This is a genomic window from Citrobacter sp. Igbk 14 (assembly GCF_028069825.1).
Lineage (GTDB): Bacteria > Pseudomonadota > Gammaproteobacteria > Enterobacterales > Enterobacteriaceae > Citrobacter.
Map to the genome: position 1 here is coordinate 1 of NZ_JANEWM010000022.1, position 22548 is coordinate 22548.

The 22548-nt window shown below is 53.2% G+C and carries 20 protein-coding genes; 16 read left to right on the forward strand and 4 right to left on the reverse strand.

Annotated elements, in window-relative coordinates; all coding sequences use genetic code 11:
* The first annotated feature begins 46 nt into the window (after nt 1–46).
* The 7 genes from NNN64_RS10660 (at nt 47) to ugpQ (ending at nt 6049) form a co-directional block, all read left to right on the forward strand.
* Entirely contained in the window at nt 47–328 is a 282-nt protein-coding gene (locus tag NNN64_RS10660) for a hypothetical protein (RefSeq protein WP_271441364.1), read from the forward strand.
* Between the two features lie 115 nt (nt 329–443).
* Nucleotides 444–851: a dTDP-glucose pyrophosphorylase gene (locus NNN64_RS10665; protein WP_271441365.1), complete on the forward strand. Its 408-nt coding sequence runs from the start codon at nt 444–446 to the stop codon at nt 849–851.
* Between the two features lie 237 nt (nt 852–1088).
* Nucleotides 1089–2405: a sn-glycerol-3-phosphate ABC transporter substrate-binding protein UgpB gene (gene ugpB, locus NNN64_RS10670; RefSeq protein WP_271441366.1), complete on the forward strand. Its 1317-nt coding sequence runs from the start codon at nt 1089–1091 to the stop codon at nt 2403–2405.
* Between the two features lie 101 nt (nt 2406–2506).
* Nucleotides 2507–3394 carry a sn-glycerol-3-phosphate ABC transporter permease UgpA gene (ugpA, locus tag NNN64_RS10675; RefSeq protein WP_271441367.1) on the forward strand — a complete coding sequence of 296 codons (888 nt, stop codon included), beginning with the start codon at nt 2507–2509 and terminating at the stop codon, nt 3392–3394.
* The gene (ugpE, locus tag NNN64_RS10680) at nt 3391–4236 is read left to right on the forward strand and encodes a sn-glycerol-3-phosphate ABC transporter permease UgpE (protein WP_137381964.1); all 846 of its coding nucleotides are present in this window, start codon (nt 3391–3393) and stop codon (nt 4234–4236) included. The genes ugpA and ugpE overlap by 4 nt, the downstream gene beginning before the upstream one ends.
* Nucleotides 4237–4238: 2 nt before the next feature.
* The gene (locus NNN64_RS10685; RefSeq protein ID WP_271441368.1) at nt 4239–5309 is read left to right on the forward strand and encodes a sn-glycerol-3-phosphate import ATP-binding protein UgpC; all 1071 of its coding nucleotides are present in this window, start codon (nt 4239–4241) and stop codon (nt 5307–5309) included.
* A complete protein-coding gene (ugpQ, locus tag NNN64_RS10690) occupies nt 5306–6049 on the forward strand; it encodes a glycerophosphodiester phosphodiesterase (RefSeq protein ID WP_271441369.1) in 744 nt (247 codons plus the stop codon). The genes NNN64_RS10685 and ugpQ overlap by 4 nt, the downstream gene beginning before the upstream one ends.
* Here ugpQ and NNN64_RS10695 read toward each other — a convergent pair.
* Nucleotides 6046–6489, reverse strand: coding sequence for a DUF2756 family protein (locus NNN64_RS10695; protein ID WP_202037535.1), 444 nt, complete (start codon nt 6487–6489; stop codon nt 6046–6048). The two genes, ugpQ and NNN64_RS10695, sit on opposite strands and share 4 nt — an antisense overlap.
* Nucleotides 6490–6606: 117 nt before the next feature.
* On the opposite strand from NNN64_RS10695, the gene ggt reads away from it, so the two are divergent.
* Nucleotides 6607–8352 (forward strand): gamma-glutamyltransferase, encoded by a 1746-nt coding sequence (gene ggt, locus NNN64_RS10700; protein ID WP_271441370.1) that lies wholly within the window; start codon nt 6607–6609, stop codon nt 8350–8352.
* A gap of 63 nt (nt 8353–8415) precedes the next feature.
* On the opposite strand, the gene yhhY is transcribed toward ggt, so the two are convergent.
* Nucleotides 8416–8904, reverse strand: coding sequence for an N-acetyltransferase (gene yhhY, locus NNN64_RS10705; protein ID WP_137381960.1), 489 nt, complete (start codon nt 8902–8904; stop codon nt 8416–8418).
* A gap of 526 nt (nt 8905–9430) precedes the next feature.
* Here yhhY and NNN64_RS10710 point away from each other — a divergent pair.
* The 5 genes from NNN64_RS10710 (at nt 9431) to gntU (ending at nt 14460) form a co-directional block, all read left to right on the forward strand.
* Nucleotides 9431–10468: an oxidoreductase gene (locus tag NNN64_RS10710; protein WP_271441371.1), complete on the forward strand. Its 1038-nt coding sequence runs from the start codon at nt 9431–9433 to the stop codon at nt 10466–10468.
* A 123-nt stretch (nt 10469–10591) separates the two neighbouring features.
* Entirely contained in the window at nt 10592–11287 is a 696-nt protein-coding gene (gene yhhW, locus NNN64_RS10715) for a quercetin 2,3-dioxygenase (RefSeq protein ID WP_271441372.1), read from the forward strand.
* 165 nt (nt 11288–11452) lie between these two features.
* Nucleotides 11453–12448, forward strand: a complete 996-nt coding sequence (gene gntR, locus NNN64_RS10720; RefSeq protein ID WP_271441373.1) for a gluconate operon transcriptional repressor GntR — start codon at nt 11453–11455, stop codon at nt 12446–12448.
* A 141-nt stretch (nt 12449–12589) separates the two neighbouring features.
* Nucleotides 12590–13120: a gluconokinase gene (gene gntK / locus NNN64_RS10725; RefSeq protein WP_032940611.1), complete on the forward strand. Its 531-nt coding sequence runs from the start codon at nt 12590–12592 to the stop codon at nt 13118–13120.
* The gene (gene gntU / locus NNN64_RS10730; protein ID WP_137381956.1) at nt 13120–14460 is read left to right on the forward strand and encodes a gluconate transporter; all 1341 of its coding nucleotides are present in this window, start codon (nt 13120–13122) and stop codon (nt 14458–14460) included. Before gntK ends, gntU begins: the two co-directional genes overlap by 1 nt.
* 95 nt (nt 14461–14555) lie before the next feature.
* On the opposite strand, the gene NNN64_RS10735 is transcribed toward gntU, so the two are convergent.
* Both NNN64_RS10735 and yhgN read right to left on the reverse strand, forming a co-directional pair.
* Complete coding sequence (locus tag NNN64_RS10735; RefSeq protein ID WP_271441374.1) at nt 14556–15002, reverse strand: hypothetical protein; 447 nt, start codon at nt 15000–15002, stop codon at nt 14556–14558.
* Between the two features lie 1128 nt (nt 15003–16130).
* Nucleotides 16131–16724 (reverse strand): NAAT family transporter YhgN, encoded by a 594-nt coding sequence (gene yhgN / locus NNN64_RS10740; protein ID WP_006687438.1) that lies wholly within the window; start codon nt 16722–16724, stop codon nt 16131–16133.
* A gap of 191 nt (nt 16725–16915) precedes the next feature.
* Here yhgN and asd point away from each other — a divergent pair, with 191 nt between their 5' ends.
* From asd to glgX, 3 genes are all read left to right on the forward strand, one after another.
* Nucleotides 16916–18022 (forward strand): aspartate-semialdehyde dehydrogenase, encoded by a 1107-nt coding sequence (gene asd, locus NNN64_RS10745; RefSeq protein ID WP_271441375.1) that lies wholly within the window; start codon nt 16916–16918, stop codon nt 18020–18022.
* Nucleotides 18023–18384: 362 nt separating this feature from the next.
* A complete protein-coding gene (gene glgB, locus NNN64_RS10750) occupies nt 18385–20571 on the forward strand; it encodes a 1,4-alpha-glucan branching enzyme (protein ID WP_271441376.1) in 2187 nt (728 codons plus the stop codon).
* The gene (glgX, locus tag NNN64_RS10755; protein ID WP_271441377.1) at nt 20568–22544 is read left to right on the forward strand and encodes a glycogen debranching protein GlgX; all 1977 of its coding nucleotides are present in this window, start codon (nt 20568–20570) and stop codon (nt 22542–22544) included. The genes glgB and glgX overlap by 4 nt, the downstream gene beginning before the upstream one ends.
* Nucleotides 22545–22548 lie beyond the last annotated feature (4 nt).

Sequence of the window (22548 nt, forward strand, 5' to 3'; positions counted from 1 at the left end):
ATTATTGATAATGATTATCAATAATAAAAATGAACATGGAGAAAGGATGACACGTTCAGGTGCCTGTATGGCTATTGGAAGTCTGCTAGTGGCCTGCTCATTCAGTGCGCAGGCAGTGAATGAGCAAACTTTCGATCCGCGCGATCCTGCAATCTGGCAAGAAAAGCCGGTCAACCCGTTAGCACAATCCAACTCACCCTGCGAGGTATTCAGCAGTTCAGTGTGTCCGGGTTGGGAAGATGAAAAATCGGATATCCAGCGTGACCGTGAGCGGCGGGAGCAGCAGCGTTTACAGAACGAATATGAACGACGCTGGCGAAGAGAGTAAGACTGGCAACGCAATCATTCATACCTTCAGGGATTGCGAGTTCTGTCCCAGCATTTGTACGCTATATTCTGCATAATCAATAGCTTGATTTATATTTTATATCAATGGTAATTGCATGAATGATTCGCCGCGTCAAACTAATGTGCAGCCCATGCCCGCAATTGATGGCGTCACGGTTTCGTTTAATGGGCTGAACTATCTGCGTCCAGAACTCTTGCTGGATTTTGTCAGTATTAGTCTCTCACCGTTGCTCGCCGTAACGCCTGTAGCGCTGCTGTATTCCTCTGTGGGCGTACTTCAGCAAGTCGATTTGCGCAGGCTGCCGGTGGAAGTCTGTGGGCGCGTGGTTTATCCCATCTCTTCACTGAAGCTTCCTGCATTACGGGGAAAACTCATCATCAACGCCCAGTCACGGCGACTCAAGTTTCTGGAAAGCCTGGTGGCGATATCTCCGGAAGATAACATTCATGGTATGCAGATCCTGGGCCTGGCGCTGGAGTTTACGTTCGCACAACCTGAGTGATCTCATCTGTACGGCAAATCTTTTTATGGGCCGGGTAAGGCACTTCCCCGGCTTTGTTGTGCTCCACCCCGCATTTTCCTGTCACTCCGCTTTCACCGCCTTGCCATCTGTTTGTCGCCTTACTATCTTTTTTTTGTAATAAAAAAGTTATTTTTCTGTCATTCGAGCATGTCATGTTACCCCCGCGAGCATAAAACGCGTGATATCGCGCATACGGCACAACAAGAGAGATAACCGATGATATCGTTACGACATACAGCTTTAGGACTGGCACTTAGCCTGGCGTTTGCAGGTCAGGCACTGGCAGTTACCACCATCCCGTTCTGGCATTCAATGGAAGGCGAACTGGGTAAAGAAGTTGATTCACTGGCGCAACGTTTTAATGAGGCTCATCCTGACTACAAAATTGTTCCGCAGTACAAAGGCAACTATGAGCAGAGTCTGAGCGCGGGTATTGCCGCCTTCCGTACCGGAAACGCACCTGCACTGCTGCAGGTTTATGAAGTCGGTACCGCCACGATGATGGCCTCCAAAGCCATTAAACCGGTCTATGAAGTGTTTAAAGAGGCCGGGATTAACTTCGATGAATCTCAGTTCGTGCCGACGGTTTCAGGTTATTACACCGACTCTAAAACCGGACATTTGCTCTCTCAGCCGTTTAACAGTTCCACTCCGGTGCTGTACTACAACAAAGACGCCTTCAAAAAAGCCGGTTTAGATCCTGAACAACCGCCGAAAACCTGGCAGGATCTGGCGGAGTACACCGCGAAGCTGAAAGCCGCAGGTATGAAGTGCGGGTATGCCAGCGGCTGGCAGGGCTGGATCCAGATTGAAAACTTCAGCGCCTGGAACGGATTACCGGTTGCGACTGAAAATAACGGTTTTGACGGTACAGATGCAGTACTGGAGTTCAACAAGCCGGAGCAGGTGAAACATATCGCGCTGCTGGAAGAGCTGAATAAAAAGGGCGATTTCAGCTATTTCGGGCGTAAAGATGAATCCACCGAGAAGTTCTACAACGGTGATTGTGCGATTACCACAGCATCGTCCGGCTCTCTGGCGGATATCCGCCACTACGCTAAATTCAACTATGGCGTTGGTATGATGCCATACGATGCTGATGTGAAAGGTGCACCGCAGAACGCCATTATTGGTGGAGCCAGTCTGTGGGTGATGCAGGGTAAAGACAAAGCAACCTACCAGGGCGTCGCGGAGTTCCTCAACTTCCTGGCAAAACCTGAAATTGCTGCTGAATGGCATCAGAAAACAGGTTATCTGCCCATCACCACCGCCGCCTACGATCTGACCCGCGAGCAGGGTTTCTATGATAAGAACCCAGGTGCGGATATCGCAACTCGTCAGATGCTGAACAAGCCGCCGTTGCCGTTCACTAAAGGGCTGCGCCTGGGCAATATGCCGCAGATCCGTACCATCGTGGATGAAGAGCTGGAAAGTGTATGGACCGGGAAGAAAACCCCGCAACAGGCGCTGGATGCTGCCGTTGAACGTGGCAACCAGTTACTGCGCCGCTTTGAGCAATCGACCAAGTCTTAATCGTGAAATGCCGGGAGGCGGCTACGCCTTACCCGGCCTACTCATACCCGTAGGTCGGATAAGCGCAGCGCCATCCGGCACTGCTCAGGAATAAAAACTTCATGTCATCATCCCGTCCGGTGTTTAAATCGCGCTGGCTGCCTTACGCATTGGTTGCCCCGCAGTTGGTTATCACCGTTATTTTCTTTATCTGGCCTGCCGGTGAAGCGCTGTGGTACTCACTGCAAAGCGTTGATCCCTTTGGTCTTTCCAGTCAGTTCGTCGGGCTGGAAAACTTTGTCGCACTGTTCCATGACCCGTACTACCTTGATTCGTTCTGGACCACTATCAAGTTCAGCTCGTTGGTTACGGTAAGCGGCCTGTTGGTGTCGTTATTTTTTGCCGCGTTGGTGAATTATGTGGTACGCGGAAGCCGTTTTTATCAAACGCTGATGCTGTTGCCTTACGCCGTTGCGCCTGCGGTTGCCGCCGTGCTGTGGATCTTTCTGTTTAACCCAGGACGTGGGCTGATTACCCATTTTCTCGGTGAATTTGGCTATGACTGGAACCATGCGCAAAACAGCGGTCAGGCGATGTTTCTGGTGGTGTTTGCATCAGTCTGGAAGCAGATTAGTTACAACTTCCTGTTCTTCTTTGCCGCACTGCAGTCGATCCCGCGTTCACTGATCGAAGCGGCTGCAATTGATGGCGCTGGGCCGATTCGCCGCTTCTTTAAATTAGCGCTACCGCTAATCGCGCCGGTTAGCTTTTTTCTGCTGGTGGTGAACCTGGTTTACGCCTTCTTTGACACCTTCCCGGTGATCGATGCTGCGACAGCGGGTGGGCCAGTGCAGGCTACCACTACGCTAATTTATAAAATCTATCGTGAAGGTTTTGTCGGACTGGATCTCTCCGCATCAGCCGCGCAGTCGGTCGTGCTGATGTTCCTCGTCATTATTTTGACGGTGGTGCAGTTCCGCTATGTGGAAAGTAAGGTGCGTTACCAATGATTGAGAATCGTCGCGGGCTGACAATATTCAGCCATACCATGTTGATTCTGGGGATCATGGTGATCTTGTTTCCGCTGTACGTCGCGTTTGTTGCGGCGACGCTGGATAACAAAGCGGTGTTTGAAACGCCGATGACGCTGGTGCCCGGCACACAACTGCTGGAAAACATGAAATACATTTGGGTCAATGGTGTAGGGGTAAATAGCGCACCGTTCTGGCTGATGATGCTCAACAGTTTCATCATGGCATTCAGTATTACGGTGGGAAAAATCACCGTCTCTATGCTGTCCGCGTTCGCCATTGTCTGGTTTCGCTTTCCTCTGCGTAACCTGTTCTTCTGGATGATTTTTATCACCCTGATGCTGCCGGTGGAGGTGCGTATCTTCCCGACGGTGGAGGTTATCGCCAACCTGAAGATGCTCGACAGTTATGCGGGTCTGACGTTGCCGCTCATGGCATCGGCTACCGCGACATTCCTGTTCCGTCAGTTCTTTATGACGCTACCAGATGAGCTGGTTGAAGCGGCGCGTATTGACGGTGCGTCGCCGATGCGTTTTTTCCGCGATATCGTGCTGCCACTGTCGAAAACCAATCTGGCGGCGTTGTTCGTGATCACCTTCATCTACGGCTGGAACCAGTATCTGTGGCCGTTGTTAATTATTACCGACGTTAACCTGGGCACCGCCGTAGCAGGCATCAAAGGCATGATTGCTACCGGTGAAGGCACTACCCAATGGAACCAGGTGATGGCTGCCATGCTGCTGACGCTCATCCCTCCGGTAATCATCGTGTTAGCCATGCAGCGTGCCTTCGTACGCGGCCTGGTCGATAGTGAGAAATAAAAATGGCTGGTTTAAAACTACAGGCAGTAACCAAAAGCTGGGACGGCAAAACCCAGGTGATTAAACCGCTGACGCTGGACGTCGCGGACGGGGAATTCATTGTGATGGTAGGCCCATCCGGTTGCGGAAAGTCTACGTTGCTGCGGATGGTCGCCGGTCTGGAGCGGGTGAGCGGCGGCGACATCTGGATTGATAATAAGCGAGTCACCGAAATGGAACCGAAAGATCGTGGTATTGCGATGGTGTTCCAGAACTATGCACTCTACCCGCATATGAGCGTGGAAGAAAACATGGCCTGGGGATTGAAGATTCGGGGAATGGGCAAGGAGCATATTGCCGAACGGGTGAAAGAGGCGGCGCGTATTCTTGAGCTGGGCGAACTGCTCAAACGCCGTCCACGTGAACTTTCTGGCGGCCAACGTCAGCGCGTGGCGATGGGGCGGGCGATTGTCCGCGACCCGGCGGTATTCCTGTTCGATGAACCGCTTTCAAACCTTGATGCAAAGCTGCGTGTGCAGATGCGTCTTGAGTTACAACATCTGCATCGCCGACTGAAAACCACCTCGTTGTACGTCACACACGATCAGGTTGAGGCAATGACGCTGGCCCAGCGTGTGCTGGTGATGAACAAGGGCATTGCTGAACAGATTGGCACGCCAGTGGAAGTCTACGAAAAACCCGCCAGTCGCTTTGTGGCGAGCTTTATCGGTAGCCCGGCGATGAACCTGCTGGATGGGTACGTTAGCGCGTCTGGCACACATTTTGAACTGGAAGGCGGTATGACGTTACCGCTTGGTAGAAGCGCCAGGGAGTCTGGTGGGCGTAATATGACGCTGGGTATCCGCCCGGAGCATATTGCGCTAAGCTCGCAGGCCGAAGGCGGCGTGCCGCTGGTGTTAGATACGCTGGAAATGCTGGGCGCAGATAACCTGGCACACGGACGCTGGGGTGAGCAAAAGCTGGTGGTGCGACTGGCGCATCAGCATCGCCCGACGGCAGGCAGCACGCTATGGCTGCATCTGCCAGACAATCATTTGCATCTCTTTGATGGCGAAACAGGACAACGCGTATGAGTAACTGGCCTTATCCCCATATTGTCGCCCATCGTGGTGGCGGTAAGTTGGCACCGGAAAATACCCTGGCGGCGATTGACGTGGGGGCGCGATACGGGCACACCATGATTGAATTCGATGCCAAATTGTCGAAAGACGGTGAGATATTTCTGCTGCATGACGACAATCTGGAACGTACCAGCAACGGCTGGGGCGTTGCGGGTGAATTGAACTGGCAGGATCTTCTGCGTGTTGATGCCGGCGGCTGGTTTAGCGGTGAGTTTAAAGGCGAGCCATTGCCGCTGCTCTCCCAGGTGGCGGAGCGCTGCCGCCAGCATGGCATGATGGCGAATATTGAAATCAAACCGACCACCGGAACCGGGACGCTGACCGGGAAAGCCGTGGCACTGGCCGCGCGTGAACTGTGGGCGGGAATGACGCCGCCGCTGCTGTCATCTTTTGAAATTGATGCACTTGAAGCGGCGCAGCAAGCGGCCCCAGAACTGCCGCGTGGTTTACTGCTTGATGAATGGCGTGACGACTGGCGAGAGCTCACCACCCGGTTGGGCTGTGTCTCTATTCATCTTAATCATAAGCTGCTGGATGAGGCGCGGGTGGATGCGTTGCGCGATGCGGGGCTGCGGATTCTGGTGTATACCGTCAACCGACCCCAGCGCGCGGCAGAACTGCTACGCTGGGGAGTAGACTGCATCTGTACCGATGCGATTGATGTCATCGGGTCGGATTTCCAGCCCTGTTAAGGTCCAAGCGTTTTTAACGGAACGTTAGGTTGCGGCGTGCTGGACGGTTTTAGCATGTCGCCATTCTTTTTTTCCGGCAGCATCTGTTGCTGTTTATTCAGCGAGTTGTCCGGGTTATGCGTTCCGCTTAACATCCCGCCATTGCTGTTGGGCAGCATTTGCTGCTGGCCGGAATTCAACTCACCTGGCTGAGACTGACGTACTCGCTGGGAGTTGGTGTTGATTTGGTTTTCCATATGCTGTTGCTGCATGCGTGTCTGCGTTTGCAACTGCTGGTTGAGCATCCCTTTCTGCTGAATTTGCTGCGTTTGCATTTGTGTTTGCATACGCTGTTGACTCGGGATCTGATAACCGGGTTGATTCGGGTTATTCATGGTGTTGATTGGCTGTGCAAAGCCTGCAAACGGCAATAGCATGGCTAAAAGTAAGAGTCGTTTCATCGCTTTTCTCCTCTCGGGGATCGTTTAAGTTTACTCCTTTCTCGCCGTTACGATGATTATTTCAGAGTTATGCACCAGGCTTAGTGGGGGCCGACCCCATAAATCTGGAGAATAACGATGATAAAACCGACGTTTTTACGCCGGGTAGCCATTGCTGCTCTGCTCTCAGGAAGTTGTTTTAGCGTTGCGGCAGCACCGGCTGCGCCGCCACCGGTATCCTACGGTGTTGAAGAAGATGTGTTCCATCCTGTGCGTGCGCAGCAGGGGATGGTGGCCTCCGTGGATGCTTTAGCTACCCAGGTTGGGGTGGACATTCTTAAACAGGGCGGGAATGCCGTCGATGCTGCCGTCGCCGTTGGTTACGCGCTGGCGGTGACGCATCCGCAGGCGGGTAACCTGGGTGGCGGCGGCTTTATGATGCTGCGCACCAAAGACGGGAAGACGACAGCAATTGATTTCCGTGAAATGGCGCCAGCTGGCGCGACTCGCGATATGTTCCTTGATGAACAGGGTAACGCCGATGCGAAAAAGTCGCTGACGTCGCATCTGGCTTCCGGTACGCCAGGCACCGTGGCGGGTTTTTCGCTGGCCCTGGAGAAGTACGGTACGCTGCCGTTGAATAAAGTGGTACGTCCGGCAATGAAGCTGGCGGAAGAGGGATTTGTGGTTAACGACGCACTGGCCGACGACTTGAAAACCTACGGCAGCGAAGTGCTCCCCAACCACGAAAATAGCAAAGCCATTTTCTGGAAAGATGGCGAGCCGCTGAAAAAGGGCGATAAGCTGGTGCAAAAGAACCTGGCAAAAAGCCTGGAGATGATTGCCGAGAATGGCCCTGATGCGTTTTATAAAGGGGCTATTGCCGATCAGATAGCCGAGGAGATGAAGAAGAACGGCGGGCTTATCACCAAAGCGGACTTAGCTGACTACAAAGCTGTAGAGCGTGCGCCAATCAGCGGTGACTACCGTGGTTATCAGGTCTTCTCGATGCCGCCGCCATCTTCCGGGGGAATTCATATCGTGCAGATCCTCAACATTCTCGAAAACTTCGATATGAAAAAGTACGGGTTTGGCAGCGCCGATGCCATGCAGGTCATGGCTGAAGCGGAAAAATATGCTTACGCCGACCGTTCCGAATATCTTGGCGACCCGGATTTTGTGAAAGTACCGTGGCAGGCGCTGACCAACAAAGCTTATGCTAAATCGCTTGCCGATCAGATTGATATCAACAAAGCTAAGCCTTCCAGCCAGATCAAACCTGGCAAGCTCGCCCCGTATGAAAGCAACCAGACCACTCACTTCTCGGTGGTGGATAAAGACGGGAATGCCGTGGCGGTGACCTATACCCTGAATACCACCTTCGGAACCGGTATTGTGGCGGGTAACACCGGTATTCTGCTCAATAATGAGATGGATGATTTCTCTGCTAAACCGGGTGTGCCGAACGTTTACGGACTGGTGGGCGGCGATGCCAACGCAGTCGGACCGAAGAAACGTCCGTTGTCGTCGATGTCGCCGACAATTGTGGTTAAAGACGGGAAAACCTGGTTGGTTACCGGCAGCCCTGGCGGGAGTCGAATTATCACTACCGTGCTGCAAATGGTGGTTAACAGCATTGATTTTGGGATGAACGTCGCTGAGGCCACCAATGCCCCGCGCTTCCACCATCAGTGGTTGCCGGATGAACTGCGTGTTGAAAAAGGTTTTAGCCCGGACACGCTCAAGTTGCTGGAGCAAAAAGGACAGAAAGTGGTGCTGAAAGAAGCAATGGGCAGCACTCAGAGCATTATGGTTGGACCGGATGGCGCACTGTATGGCGCGTCCGACCCGCGTTCCGTGGATGATTTAACGGCGGGATATTGATGGTATTGCCGGGTCTGCCGTTGATGCAGGCCCGGCGAGTGCTTCCTGGTGGTTTCTTACCCGTTATTTCACGCGCGCCATAAAGTAAGCATCAACGTACTCACCGTTGCGCAGGCCATATTTCTTGCCGGTGCCTTCGATTTCAAAGCCGTACTTCTTATAGACTGCGACCGCAGGCTCATTATCAACAAACACCGTTAGCTCAATACGATCGACGCGCAGCCAGTTGTCGCACATGTCGATCATTGTGCGAATCAGGGCGCTGGCAACGCCGCGGTTCTGCCAACGAGCATCAACACAAATACCAAAATCAGCGACGTGGCTGCGGCGCGGGCGTTGGGCGACGGCAATGGAAAGATGTCCCACGACGATATCATCAATGCAGGCAACCAGTTGTTTGACGCCGGGCTGCTCGGCGAGTCGCACTTGCCACATCTCCATGGAAGGATGAGGAACCTGTAGCGTGTTGTGGTACACCTCCGGCTGCGCATGGATCTGACGAATAGCGTCGTAATCTTTTGGTTCAGCGTGGCGTATCACTATCTCACTCATTCCTTATCTCCTGCAGGGGTAATTGTGTATTTACACTCGCTGAGAAAGAAAATTCCGTCAACTGCATTTTTTTGCAAAAATAAGTAGACAAGTGCGAATGAGAATGATTATTATTGCTCTGCGTTCAGGGGAACCCCTACGGAGAACCTGAAAGCACGACATTGCTCACATTGCTTCCAGTATTACTTTAGCCAGCTTTTGCTGGCTTTTTTTTGGGCTGGGTTTCGGGCTAGTTTGCTTGCCAGCTTAATCCCGGGCTGTGCTCGCAATCCTCACGTACTCTGTGTACGCTCCGGTTGCTGCGCGCAGGCCGTGAATAATCTGCCTACGCCACTTACGCCCGATCTTTTGGCTGTATAATGCGGTAGGCCGGATAAGGCAACGCCGCATCCGGCATGATAACAGGATGGATTCAGTTTTGTAGGCCGGATAAGGCAACTCCGCATCCGGCACGATGACAGGATGGATTCAGTCTCCAGCCGCTTTGCGCTATGGTGTAGACATTCACCTTCAGAAGGATTGTCTCATGGCCTTACATTGCGCATTTATTGGTTTTGGCAAAAGTACCACTCGCTACCATTTACCTTATGTCCTGAACCGCAAAGACAGCTGGCATGTCGCACATATTTTTCGCCGCAACGCGAAACCGGAAGAGCAGGCGCCGCAGTATTCACATATCCACTTTACCAGCGACCTCGACGAGATCTTAAATGATCCACAGGTGAAACTGGTGATCGTCTGTACACATGCTGACAGCCATTTCGAATACGCCAAACGTGCGCTGGAAGCCGGGAAAAGCGTGCTGGTTGAGAAACCTTTCACCCCGACGCTTGCGCAAGCCAAAGAGCTGTTTGAGCTAGCGCAAAGCAAGGGATTGACCGTTACGCCATATCAGAATCGTCGTTTTGACTCCTGTTTCCTCACCGCGAAAAAGGCGATTGAGAGCGGCAAGTTGGGCGAGATTGTTGAAGTTGAAAGCCATTTTGACTATTACCGCCCGGTCGCTGAAACCAAACCAGGTCTGCCTCAGGACGGCGCATTTTATGGTCTGGGCGTACACACCATGGATCAAATTATCTCCCTGTTCGGCCGCCCCGACCATGTGGCCTACGACATCCGTAGCCTGCGTAACAAAGCGAACCCGGACGATACTTTTGAAGCGCAGCTGTTTTACGGTGACCTGAAAGCCATTGTCAAAACCAGTCATCTGGTGAAAATCGATTATCCGAAGTTTATCGTCCACGGTACAAAAGGCTCGTTTGTGAAGTATGGCATCGATCAGCAGGAAACCAGCCTGAAGGCCAATATCATGCCGGGAGAACCCGGTTTTGCCGCTGACGACTCCATTGGGCTGCTGGAGTACATCAATGATGAAGGCGTCTCAGTGAAAGAAGAGGTGAAACCGGAAGTCGGCGACTATGGCCGCGTCTATGATGCGCTGTATCAGACGCTGACAGTGGGTACGCCTAATTACGTCAAGGAATCTGAAGTTCTCACCAACCTGGAAATCCTCGAACGCGCCTTTGAACAGGCAACGCCTGCCACGATAACCCTCGCTAAATAGCGTTGATGGACTCCTCTGTGATTGTTCATATTTTTTGAACAGAGGAGTCAATTTTCACCCTCTATGATCCCAACCGGATTGAGTCCACACTTACTCCATCGAAAACATCTGGGGGTGAACACAATGATCTATTTACGCAAAGCTAACGACCGTGGTCATGCTAATCATGGTTGGCTCGATTCCTGGCATACTTTCTCTTTTGCCAACTACTATGACCCGAATTTTATGGGATTCTCGGCACTGCGCGTGATCAACGATGACGTAATCGACGCAGGTCAGGGCTTTGGTACTCATCCCCATAAAGACATGGAAATTCTGACCTACGTGCTGGAAGGCGCAGTAGAACATCAGGACAGCATGGGCAATAAGGAGCAGGTTCCGGCAGGTGAATTCCAGATTATGAGCGCCGGGACGGGGATCCGTCATTCGGAGTACAACCCAAGCGATACCGAGAAGCTGCATCTGTATCAGATCTGGATCATTCCGCAGGAAAATGGCATTACACCGCGTTATGAGCAACGTCGTTTCGATGCTGTTCAGGGCAAACAGTTGGTGCTGTCACCGGATGCACGAGAGGGTTCGCTGAAAGTTTACCAGGATATGGAGCTGTACCGTTGGGCGCTGCTTAAAGATGAACAGTCGGTGCATCAAATCGCCGCTGAACGCCGCGTCTGGATCCAGGTGGTAAAAGGTAACGTCACCATTAATGGGACGAAAGCCACTACCAGCGATGGCCTCGCAATCTGGGATGAGCAGGCAATTTCTATTCATGCCGATAGCGATAGCGAAGTGCTACTGTTTGACCTGCCACCAGTATAAATCTGCGTAATCTTGCCCGATGGCGCGTAGCTTATCGGGCCTACGTACTGATGTAGGCCGGATAAGACGCGAAAGCGTCGCCATCCGGCTCTTCATCCTTTGTCATTTATTCCGCACGTCCGTGGTAAACTGGGGATATCTATCCCTTTTTAACGCTTCAGGACGATGAAAAAGAAAAGACCCGTACTTCAGGATGTAGCCGACCGCGTGGGCGTGACTAAAATGACGGTCAGTCGCTTTTTGCGTAACCCGGAGCAGGTCTCCGTGGCGCTGCGGGGCAAAATTGCCGCTGCACTTGATGAGCTGGGTTATATTCCCAATCGTGCTCCTGATATCCTTTCTAATGCCACCAGCCGTGCAATTGGCGTGCTGTTACCGTCTCTCACCAACCAGGTTTTTGCTGAAGTCCTGCGCGGCATAGAAGCCGTCACCGACGCCCATGGCTATCAAACCATGTTGGCGCACTACGGCTATAAACCGGAGATGGAACAAGAGCGCCTGGAATCAATGCTGTCGTGGAATATCGATGGTCTGATCCTCACTGAACGTAGCCATACACCCCGGACGTTGAAAATGATCGAAGTGGCGGGGATCCCGGTCGTTGAACTGATGGACAGCCAGTCACCGTGTCTGGATATTGCCGTCGGCTTCGACAACTTTGAAGCCGCACGTCAGATGACGGCCGCCATTATCGCGCGTGGCCATCGCCATATTGCCTATCTGGGTGCGCGTCTTGATGAACGTACTATCATCAAACAGCGGGGCTACGAACAGGCCATGCGCGACGCCAATCTGGTGCCCTATAGCGTGATGGTGGAACAGTCTTCTTCCTACTCTTCCGGTATCGAGCTTATTCGTCAGGCGCGGCGTGAATATCCACAGCTGGACGGTGTTTTTTGTACCAACGATGACTTAGCGGTAGGCGCAGCATTTGAATGTCAGCGTTTGGGACTAAGAATACCCGATGATATGGCGATTGCCGGTTTTCACGGTCACGATATCGGCCAGGTGATGGAACCGCGCCTGGCGAGCGTACTGACGCCGCGTGAAAGAATGGGCAGTATTGGCGCAGAACGTCTGCTGGCGCGCATCCGTGGTGAGGTAGTCACACCTAAAATGTTAGATTTAGGTTTCACCTTGTCACCGGGCGGATCTATTTAACCCAACAAGTTTGAAGTAGCTCACACTTATACACTTCGAGCACGAATGGATATTGCTTCTCTATTTATCCGGCTGGACAATGTTACCGATAACAGTTACCCGTAACAATTTCCTGATTCTTGTACCAGTGGGGGCAACGCTTTGAGCACGACTAATCATGATCACCACGTTTACGTTCTGATGGGCGTATCGGGCAGCGGTAAATCTGCTGTCGCCAGCGAAGTGGCGCATCAACTGCAGGCCGCGTTTCTTGATGGCGATTTTCTCCATCCGCGCAGCAACATCATGAAAATGGCTTCCGGTGAGCCATTAAACGATGACGACCGTAAACCGTGGTTACAGGCGCTGAATGACGCCGCCTTCGCGATGCAGCGCACCAACAAGGTTTCGCTGATCGTCTGCTCTGCCTTGAAAAAAGACTATCGTGACCAGTTGCGTGACGGTAACCCGAATCTCTCTTTCATCTACCTGAAAGGGGATTTTGACGTTATCGAAAGTCGTCTGAAGGCGCGTAAAGGTCACTTCTTCAAAACGCAGATGCTGGTAACTCAGTTTGAAGCGCTGGAAGAACCGGGTGCAAATGAAAACGATGTTCTGGTGGTGGATATCGATCAGCCGCTGGACGGTGTGGTAGCTAGCACCATTGAGGTTATTAACCAGGGCAGTAAGTAGTGACTACATTAACGCTTGTTTTAACAGCAGTAGGGTCCGTTTTATTACTGCTGTTTTTAGTAATGAAGGCGCGTATGCACGCCTTCGTTGCTTTGATGGTGGTATCCATTGGTGCAGGTCTCTTTTCTGGTATGCCGCTCGATAAAATCGCGGCAACGATGGAAAAAGGGATGGGAGGCACGCTCGGCTTTCTGGCGATTGTGGTGGCGCTGGGGGCGATGTTCGGCAAGATTTTGCATGAGACGGGCGCGGTCGATCAGATTGCCGTTAAAATGCTGAAATCCTTCGGTCACAGCCGTGCGCATTATGCGATCGGTCTGGCCGGTCTGATTTGCGCGCTACCGCTGTTCTTTGAAGTGGCGATTGTGCTGCTGATAAGTGTCGCATTCTCGATGGCGCGCCATACGGGAACTAACCTGGTGAAGCTGGTTATTCCACTGTTTGCGGGTGTGGCTGCTGCTGCCGCGTTCCTGCTGCCAGGGCCGGCGCCAATGCTGCTGGCTTCGCAAATGCACGCTGACTTTGGCTGGATGATCCTGATTGGCCTGTGTGCGGCGATTCCGGGCATGATTATCGCCGGGCCGCTGTGGGGCAACTTTATCAGCCGTTACGTTGAACTGCATGTACCGGAAGACATTACCGAGCCGCATCTGGGCGAAGGCAAGATGCCATCCTTTGGCTTCAGCCTGTCGCTGATCCTGCTGCCGCTGGTGCTGGTCGGCCTGAAAACTATCGCCGCACGTTTTGTGCCGGTCGGTTCTACTGCGTATGAATGGTTCGAATTTATTGGTCATCCGTTCACTGCGATTCTGGTCGCCTGTCTGGTTGCTATTTATGGTCTGGCCATTCGTCAGGGTATGGCGAAAGACCGGGTGATGGAGATCTGCGGCCACGCGCTGCAACCGGCGGGGATTATTCTGCTGGTGATCGGTGCCGGTGGCGTGTTCAAACAGGTGCTGGTGGATTCCGGTGTCGGTCCTGCTTTGGGGGAAGCGTTAACCGGTATGGGCTTGCCGATTGCCATTACCTGCTTTGTGCTGGCGGCGGCGGTACGTATTATTCAGGGTTCCGCGACCGTGGCCTGCTTAACGGCTGTGGGTCTGGTGATGCCAGTGATTGAGCAACTGAACTTCTCCGGTGCGCAGATGGCGGCACTGTCTATCTGTATCGCGGGCGGCTCTATCGTGGTCAGCCACGTGAACGATGCCGGTTTCTGGCTGTTCGGTAAATTTACCGGTGCAACGGAAGCGCAAACGCTGAAGACCTGGACGATGATGGAAACCATCCTCGGTACGGTCGGTGCAATTGTCGGGATGATTGCTTTCCAGCTGTTGAGCTGAGTCTTGTTGCCCGGTGGCGCTTGCGCTTACCGGGCCTACATCAATTACATATCCGCATCGTAGGCCGGGTCAGGCGAAGCCGCCACCCGGCTTTTTTACAGCATCCTCACACCATCCCCGGTTTTCAACCAACGCGGCGCTTTTAACGTATCAGCGAAATAGCCCACCAGATCCTGCAGTAAATCACCCGCCACGCGTTCCATCTCGTCAGACAGCATTTTGCTCATCAGTAAATGCGTCAAGAGCTGGCAGTAACGCCCCATCTGGTCTGGCTCGGGTTCAAAGAGGGGAGAACGGGTGGGGAATGTTTCCACCATCAGGCTGGCTTGCAGGTGATGCGGTACGGGTTCCGTTAAGGTTGGTTGCAATAGTGCCAGACAGGCCGACAGGCGCGCACAAATCGCCAGTTTTTCAACCGGGTCATGGCATTCAACAAGTCCTTCGACAAAACGCTCGCAGTTATCCGCCAGCTCGGTGAAATCCGTGGCATGGCTAAAGGGCAGGGTAAATAAAGAGTGTGAAAAGAGAGGGGTAGTCGCCATAGGGCAGCCTCCGATGAGTGATTTTCATCCACCACTGGAGAGGCTAATCTCACTGGCGGTGGAACCGAGCAGGGTTAGCCTTACCGGCCTCATCGGATACCGGCGCGTCTTGCGACGCCCCCGCCCGGTCCACCATTGAAGTGTACCTAAGCGTGCGACACAAAAATACTTGCGTCACCGATGAAGGAGTTCAGAAGGCTAATTCTGGCACCTGATTTTGCAGGTGCAGCGAGAAGATAATGCTAATCTGCGATGCTGACAAGAGGGCATTCCGGAAGGCTCCTCGCAGAAATGAAAATACGCTTTTTCAGCGAGTTAAAAGCGTAAGGAATACCTGAAATTACAGCGCAATGCCGTTCAGTTAAGCATGTAGGGTGAACATGTGACTATTGCTCAGGTTTCCGTTCACCTCAGTGGTGTCATTTCTCTGAAACTCTGATACCCGTGAACGTGCAAGGGAGGCTCACCGCCGCCTCCCTTGCAACCCAGGCTCCCGGCGGGAAAATCGTCGCTGCGCGAGTTATTCGTCTTATTCCGTCTGCCTGTCGGGTCGGGGCCGAGCCTGCATCCATGCAGGCCGTCCCCTCTGCCCGCATCCCTGCGGGCAGACCCGGTCAGCCGTCAACACCTCATCGATTTTCAGCCGGACCAGGGTGTCGCTTCAGCGCTCTGGCTTTCAGCTATATCCGTTTTGCTGTTCAGAGGTATTCAAGTAAAAGCTCAGGTGGTGAGGTGTGGGCTGGTCCGGCTGAAAATTGCCGACGCGTTTCCGTAAGGCCGGGAGAACCCGCAGGGATGCGGGTTCAGGGCGCGTTTTGCATGGACGCTGCCTCGCGCCCGGCCCGGTAGCCTGAAGGAATAAGCGGAGGGAACCACGAAGTGGCGATTTTCCTGCCGGAGAGCCGGGATTGTTAAGGGGGCTGCGTAGCCCCCTTAACACGTTCACCGGTGACTAGATCTCAGAGAAGCAATGAACATAATGTGAACGGAATCGTTCTCTGAAATGCCATGCTCTCCAGCTTCAAAACGGTTGCCCGGTGGCGTTTGCGCTTACCGGGCCTACATCAAGTACATTTCATACCGTAGGCCGGGTAAGGCGAAGCCGCCACCCGGCGTGCAACGAATACGTTACCCCTTCATCCACATCCGTACGCCATCGAGGAACATCTGGGTGGCCATCATCACCAGAATCAGTCCCATCAGGCGCTCAAGGGCGTTAACCCCTTTCTCACCCAGCAGACGTAAAAACAGCGAAGACTGCAACAAAATCACAAAGGTACCGCCCCAGGCGATCAGTAGCGCAATCACCAGATGCCCCATCTGATTCGGGTACTGGTGCGATAGCAGCATCAACGATGCCAGAATTGTTGGACCAGCAACCAGTGGAATCGCCAGCGGCACGATAAAGGGTTCTTCGCCTGCCGGAAGCCCGGTGCTATTCCCGGTGGCGCTGGGGAAAATCATTTTGATGGCAATCAGGAACAAAATGATGCCTCCGGAGATGGAGACGGTTTCTGCTCGCAGGTTAAGAAATGCCAGAATTTTCTCGCCCGCAAACAGGAAAATGAACATCACCAACAGAGCAATGAACAGCTCGCGAATCATAATCGCGCGACGGCGTTTTGGTTCGGTATGTTTCAATACGGACATGAAAATGGGCAGATTTCCGAGCGGATCCATAATCAGGATCAATAAAACTGCCGCTGAAATGATTTCATTCATAACTCAAATTCCCTGATAATTACCGCGGACTTTCTGCTTGCTTGCGCAGCGGGATAAGTCGCATTACTGATGGCTTCGCTATCATTGATTAATTTCACTTGCGACTTTGGCTGCTTTTTGTATGGTGAAGGATAGGCCAGTAGGATACTGGTTAGCATACACAGCACACATCTCTGCAGGAAAAAAACGCTATGAAAAATGTTGGTTTTATCGGCTGGCGCGGTATGGTCGGCTCTGTTCTCATGCAACGCATGGTTGAAGAGCGCGACTTTGACGCCATTCGCCCTGTTTTCTTTTCTACTTCCCAGCTCGGGCAGGCGGCACCGACGTTCGGTGGTTCGACTACCGGCACACTTCAGGACGCTTTTGATCTGGACGCGCTGAAGGCGCTGGACATTATCGTGACCTGTCAGGGCGGCGATTATACCAACGAAATCTATCCAAAGCTTCGTGAAAGCGGTTGGCAGGGTTACTGGATTGACGCGGCTTCTTCATTGCGCATGAAAGACGATGCCATCATCATTCTCGATCCGGTTAACCAGGATGTCATTACCGACGGTCTGAACAAAGGTATTAAGACTTTTGTCGGCGGTAACTGCACCGTTAGCCTGATGCTGATGTCGCTCGGCGGCCTGTTTGCCAATGATTTGGTTGACTGGGTATCCGTGGCAACTTACCAGGCGGCCTCCGGCGGCGGCGCACGTCATATGCGTGAACTGCTGTCGCAGATGGGGCATCTGTATAGCCATGTGGCCGATGAACTGGCGACACCTTCCTCTGCTATCCTCGACATCGAACGCAAAGTCACGACCCTGTCCCGTAGCGGTGAACTGCCGGTTGATAACTTTGGCGTACCGCTGGCCGGTAGCCTGATTCCGTGGATCGACAAACAGCTCGATAACGGCCAGAGCCGTGAAGAGTGGAAGGGGCAGGCGGAAACCAACAAAATTCTCAACACGTCTTCGGTGATTCCGGTTGATGGTTTGTGCGTGCGCGTCGGTGCGCTGCGCTGCCATAGCCAGGCATTCACCATTAAACTGAAAAAAGATGTGTCTATTCCGACCGTTGAAGAACTGCTTGCTGCGCACAATCCGTGGGCAAAAGTAGTGCCAAACGATCGGGATATCACTATGCGTGAGTTAACCCCAGCGGCCGTTACCGGTACGTTGACCACGCCAGTAGGCCGTCTGCGTAAGCTGAATATGGGACCGGAGTTCCTGTCAGCCTTTACCGTAGGCGACCAACTGCTCTGGGGTGCCGCGGAGCCACTGCGCCGTATGCTGCGTCAGCTGGCGTAATGCGGGACTGCCTGATGGCGCTACGCTTATCGGGCCTGTAAATGACGCGAGTCAGCAGGCCGGGTAAGGCCGCACCGCCATCTGGCAGACACATATTGTGAATAAACATTGGGTGCTGAGTCGCCCTTTTTTTTGCGTAATACAGGAGTAAGCGCAGATGTTTCATTTTTTACCGGGAGTAAGATAAAGCATTGGCTATTCTTTAAGGGTGACTTAGTACCGGAGGTATTAAGTTGTTGCCTGAAGGTGGGACGACGCAGAGAGGATGCACAATTGTGCTGCGCCGTTCAGGTCAAAGAAGTGTCGCACCTGATGTCGAAAATCAGTTGGAAGGGGTGACACCATAAAACAGGAAGACAACCATGTCCGTTCGTATCGATAGAGACGTGATTAATGCGCTAATTGCAGGCCATTTTGCGGATCCTTTTTCCGTACTGGGTATGCACCAAACTGAAGCTGGACTCGAAGTCCGCGCCCTATTACCCGATGCCACCGAAGTGTGGGTGATCGAACCAAAGACCGGACGTAAAGTGGGCAAGCTGGATTGCCTCGACTCTCGCGGTTTTTTTTGTGCTGTACTTCCCCGCCGTAAAAATTTCTTTCGCTATCAGTTGGCCGTTGTCTGGCATGGACAGCAGAATCTGATTGATGACCCTTATCGTTTTGGCCCGCTAATCCAGGATATGGATGCCTGGCTGTTATCTGAAGGTACGCATCTGCGACCTTACGAGACGCTGGGGGCGCATGCAGACACCATGGATGGCGTTACCGGCACGCGTTTTTCCGTCTGGGCGCCGAATGCACAGCGTGTTTCAGTCGTGGGACAGTTCAACTATTGGGATGGCCGCCGCCACCCCATGCGCCTGCGTAAAGAGAGTGGTATCTGGGAACTGTTTATCCCCGGAGCCCAGCAGGGTCAGCTGTATAAATACGAGATGATCGATGCGAACGGTAAGCTGCGTATTAAAGCCGACCCCTACGCGTTTGAAGCGCAAATGCGCCCGGAAACTGCATCGCTTATCTGCGGTTTGCCGGAAAAAGTGGTGCAAACTGAGGAGCGCAAAAGAGCTAATCAGTTTGATGCGCCAATCTCTATCTATGAAGTGCATCTGGGTTCATGGCGTCGCCATACCGATAACAACTTCTGGCTGAGCTATCGTGAGCTGGCAGATCAGTTGGTTCCCTACGCAAAGTGGATGGGCTTTACCCATCTCGAACTGCTGCCGATCAACGAACACCCGTTTGACGGCAGTTGGGGTTACCAGCCTACCGGCATGTACGCGCCGACCCGCCGTTTCGGCACACGCGATGACTTCCGCTATTTTGTCAATGCCGCCCATCAGGCGGGGCTGAACGTGATCCTCGATTGGGTTCCGGGTCATTTCCCGTCGGACGACTTTGGTCTGGCTCAGTTTGATGGCACCAGTTTGTATGAACACAGCGACCCGCGTGAAGGCTATCACCAGGACTGGAATACGCTGATCTACAACTATGGCCGCCGTGAAGTCAGCAACTATCTGGTGGGCAACGCCCTGTACTGGATTGAGCGCTTTGGTATCGATGCGCTGCGTGTGGATGCCGTGGCATCAATGATTTATCGCGACTACAGCCGTAAAGAAGGGGAATGGATCCCGAATGAATTTGGTGGTCGCGAAAACCTCGAAGCCATTGAGTTCTTGCGCAATACCAACCGTATTCTTGGCGAACAGGTTCCTGGTGCCGTGAGCATGGCGGAAGAGTCCACCGATTTTGCCGGTGTCTCCAGGCCGCAGGATATGGGCGGTTTAGGTTTCTGGTACAAGTGGAACCTGGGCTGGATGCACGACACGCTGGATTACATGAAGCTGGACCCGGTTCATCGTCAGTATCACCACGATAAGCTGACCTTCGGCATGCTGTACAACTACACCGAAAATTTTGTTCTGCCACTGTCACACGATGAAGTCGTACACGGTAAGAAATCGATTCTCGACCGCATGCCGGGAGACGCATGGCAGAAATTTGCCAACCTGCGTGCCTATTACGGCTGGATGTGGGCCTTCCCTGGTAAGAAACTGCTGTTTATGGGGAACGAATTTGCTCAGGGACGCGAGTGGAACCACGACGCCAGCCTTGACTGGCATTTGCTGGAAGGGGGCGACAACTGGCACCACGGTGTACAGCGACTGGTACGCGACCTGAACCACACCTATCGTCATCATAAAGCGTTGCATGAGCTTGATTTTGATGCCTATGGCTTTGAGTGGCTGGTGGTGGATGACAACGAACGGTCGGTGCTGATTTTTGTCCGCCGTGACAAGGTTGGTAATGAAATTATCGTCGCCAGTAACTTCACGCCAGTGCCGCGCCATGGCTACCGTTTCGGCATCAATCAACCGGGCAAATGGCGTGAAATCCTCAATACCGACTCGATGCATTACCACGGCAGCAATACCGGTAATGGTGGGGCTGTGCACAGTGATGAAATCGCCAGCCATGGGCGTCAACACTCACTGAGCCTCACGTTGCCACCGCTGGCAACGATTTGGCTGGTTCGGGAGGGGGAATGACGCAACTGGCAACCGGCAACGCCACACCCCATGGTGCAACGTATGACGGCCATGGCGTCAATTTCACCCTTTTCTCGGCCCATGCCGAACGCGTTGAGTTATGCGTATTCGACGAGCAAGGTTGCGAACACCGCTATGACCTGCCGGGGCGTAGCGGGGATATCTGGCACGGCTATTTGGCCGATGCCAGACCAGGTCTGCGCTACGGTTATCGCGTGCATGGACCGTGGCAGCCTGGGCAGGGTCACCGCTTCAATCCGGCGAAGCTGCTTCTCGACCCTTGCGCGCGTCGGGTTGAAGGTGAATTAAAAGATAACCCTCTGCTGCACGGCGGGATTGATGAACCGGATCATCACGATAATGCCGCCATCGCCCTGAAAAGCGTGGTGGTGTCAGACCGGTATGACTGGGAAGACGATACCCCGCCACGCACGCCGTGGGGCAATACCGTGATTTACGAAGCGCATGTCAAAGGGCTGACGTATCTGCATCCTGATATCCCTGAAGAGATACGCGGTACCTACAAAGCGCTCGGTCATCCGGTGATGCTCGACTATTTCAAGCGTCTTGGCATTACCGCGCTGGAGCTGTTGCCCGTTGCACATTTCGCCAACGAACCGCGCCTTCAGCGGTTGGGGTTGTCGAACTACTGGGGGTACAACCCGGTGGCGATGTTTGCATTGCATCCAGCCTATGCCTGCTCGCCAGAGAGTGCGTTGGATGAGTTTCGTGATGCGGTAAAAGCACTGCATAAAGCGGGTATTGAGGTCATTCTCGATATCGTTTTGAACCACAGTGCCGAACTGGATCTTGAGGGGCCTGTCTTCTCGCTGCGCGGAATTGATAACCGTAGCTATTATTGGATCAGGGACGATGGTGATTACTACAACTGGACCGGCTGTGGGAACACCCTCAATCTGAGCCATCCTGGTGTCGTGGAGTATGCCTGTGAATGCCTGCGTTACTGGGTTGAAACCTGCCACGTCGATGGTTTTCGTTTTGATTTAGCTTCCGTCATGGGGCGTACGCCTGCGTTTCGTCAGGATGCCCCCCTGTTTACCGCGATCCAAAACTGTCCGCTGCTCTCTCGCGTCAAACTGATTGCGGAACCGTGGGATATTGGTGAAGGCGGATATCAGGTGGGTAATTTCCCACCGCCGTTTGCCGAGTGGAATGACCATTTTCGCGATGCCAGTCGACGCTTCTGGCTTCAGCGTAATCTGTCTTTGGGGAAGTTTGCCGGACGTTTCGCCGCATCCAGCGATGTGTTTAAACGCAATGGCCGCAAACCCAGCGCTACCGTCAATCTGGTGACCGCGCATGACGGTTTTACGCTGCGCGACTGTGTGTGCTTCACAAATAAGCACAATGAAGCGAATGGTGAGGAAAATCGGGACGGCACTAGCAATAACTACAGCGACAATCATGGTAAAGAAGGATTAGGCGGCTCGCTGGACCTGATTGAACGGCGGCGCGACAGCATTCATGCGCTGTTAACCACGCTGCTGCTCTCCCAGGGGACGCCGATGTTGCTGGCAGGCGATGAGCATGGTCATAGCCAGCACGGTAACAATAACGCTTACTGCCAGGATAACGCGCTAACCTGGCTGGACTGGCAGCAGGCAAACAGTGGGCTAACGACATTTACCGCCGCCCTGATTCATCTCCGCCAGCAAATCCCGGCTCTCACCGGAGATTGCTGGTGGGAAGACGGCGATGGCAATGTCCGCTGGCTGAATAAGTACGCACAACCCTTAAGTGCGGATGAGTGGCAAAACGGCCCGAAACAGATGCAAATCCTGCTTTCAGACCGTTTCCTGATTGCAATAAACGCCACGCTTGAGGTGACAGATATCGTTTTACCTGAAGGGGAATGGCATGCCATTCCCCCATTTGCCGGAGAGGACAATCCGGTGCTTACGGCTGTCTGGCAGGGACCTGCGCACGGACTGTGTGTGTTCCAGAGAAGATAAAAAA